The organism is Pseudomonas nicosulfuronedens (assembly GCF_005877905.1).
Classification (GTDB): Bacteria; Pseudomonadota; Gammaproteobacteria; order Pseudomonadales; family Pseudomonadaceae; genus Pseudomonas; species Pseudomonas nicosulfuronedens.
Map to the genome: position 1 here is coordinate 1 of NZ_SWDV01000102.1, position 2,043 is coordinate 2,043.

At 56.3% G+C, this 2,043-nt stretch carries 2 protein-coding genes; both read right to left on the reverse strand.

The annotated features are described in order from the left end of the window. Positions 1 to 771: DEAD/DEAH box helicase (locus FAS41_RS30565; RefSeq protein WP_138527005.1), on the reverse strand; the 771-nt coding region annotated here is incomplete at its 3' end. Further along, on the reverse strand, positions 771 to 2,043 hold a 1,273-nt coding region (locus tag FAS41_RS30570; protein WP_138527006.1), incomplete at its 5' end, for an ATP-dependent nuclease. The genes FAS41_RS30570 and FAS41_RS30565, both read right to left, overlap by 1 nt.

Below are 2,043 nucleotides of genomic sequence, written 5' to 3' on the forward strand. Positions count from 1 at the left end.
CACGATGGTTGGATCGGCGTGGATGGCGTTGGCTTCCGCCTGCGAGCCTACTGGGATGATGGTCGTGTGGTCATTCCTGTGCGACTGCATGTTGATCTGCAGGTGACTGCTGATGAAGTCGCAGATGGTGGCTCCGCACCGCCAACTGCGGCTCAGAGTTTGCTTGTCGAGGGATAGACCGGTGCGGGTAAACCGCTGTTCATACCTATGAATGTCGTTGTGGAGATTGCTGTTGGTATTCCCGTCCCGACTGGTGTCGAAGGTGTGCTGGTAGAAGTCCCCGACGAGCAAGATGTCGACATGGGCAGGCATGAGGGCGAGGAGCAAGTCGAAGTCATGACCGGCGAAGTCTTGGACTTCATCGACAAAAAACTGGTCGTAGAATCGCTCAATTCGGGCAATGACTCGGGGCACGGCTTCCTTGATCTGCAGGAGCTTTGCCAGGCGGTTGTGGAATAGGTTGCCCTGCCCATCCTTGTAGTACTCAATTTCCTGGCGCGGGATAGTCTGTGTGTGAGGAGGCGGGAGTCTGAAGTTCAGGCCTCGCGTGCCCAGTTGCAGCTCAAGCAGTGGCCGGTAGCAGAACCTGTAGAGGAAGCCGAAATAGGTGAGCACCGTAATGTTGGGCGGCACATGCCCGAACTTGCGGATGATCGATTGTTGCAGGTGCCTGTGATTGTTGTCGGTATAGGTGATGATCAGCGCGCGCTGTTCGAGGTTCAGGCGCCCGATGAGCGTCGAGGTCTTGCCGGACCCGGCGACCGCGAACATTACATCCTTACCCACTCGATCGCCTCCACGATGTAGCCCGGAACGACCAACTCATCTTCTTTCTTGTCCAGAAGCTCGAAGGCAGCCTCCGCCTTGTTGCCCAGCATGTATTCCAAGGGGGTCAGCGATTTGCGGCCCGGTGCGAACAACTCGTCGCAGATGGCCTGATTGTCGTGGTAAAGGCCGATTTCGAAGGTCTTGCGCGTGTTGTCTTGGTCGGCAAAGACCATAGCGTGATCGTTGACCAAACCCGCGTAGTTCTCCACGCAGTTTCCCTCGTAATTACCGTCGTTGTCCCGAACTACGGCCACTTTGGTACCCAGCAGGCCCGCCAGTTCGAGATACCGCTTGAAGCTGGTACCTCCGATGGCAATAACGTGAATGTGGTCTTCATGCGCTCGCCTACCGCCAGTCACCTTCTTGTAGAAGGCCTCCAAAAGGATGAACTCAGCATCCCCTTCGACGAGGATTACCTTGCTGGAGAGCGCGAACTCCAAGACGTTATTGTCCGGTGCTTTCATGAAGAACTCGGCGGTGCCCTCGCTGAGGTCTTTGAGCATTCCGCTGCGTTGATCAGTGCCGAGTAAGAGGGCTTTACGTAGGTCGAGGCGCGAGCAGATGTGGCTGCTATGTGTCGCCACGAAGAGTTGGGTGTCCTGATTCTGGCTGAGCTGATCGACCAGCCGTTTCATCCAGGTATGACTTAAGTGATTTTCAGGCTCTTCGAGCAGCATGACATCGAGTCCGGCCTGAGCCCTGCGAGTATTTAGCGCGAACTGAGTCTTGATGAAGCACTGTCGGCCTTTACCACGGTGCTCTAGGGCGATGCCCCCCTCCGTGATGACGAGATCAGACTCCAGGTTGGAGCGCACACTCGACCGCACGTCGAACTGGAAGCCGGCGAGGTCCTGGTTGAGCGCCGTTAGCTCCCTGTTTTTGAACTCCTGCTTCCCCATGCGGTACGAATTTTCCAACTGATAACGCGTCTCAACAGTCGCGTTGAAGTGATACGCAGAGCGGGTGTACTCCCGCGCAGCATACTCGTTGTCGATGCGAGAACTGTCGAGCAGGAGGTGGCGGACCGGACGATTGAAACTGGTGTACGGGTTACGCGCAAAGGTCTGGAACCTGACGGTGTAGTACTCAAACGGAAAGTTTCGACCGGGGCCTGCAAGCACCGCTTGAATGGCGTCGCCATAGTCGTGCATCGGTTCGATCACCATACGGAGACCATCCGTTTCTCGGCCGTCTAGATTCCCAGTGCCATATAGA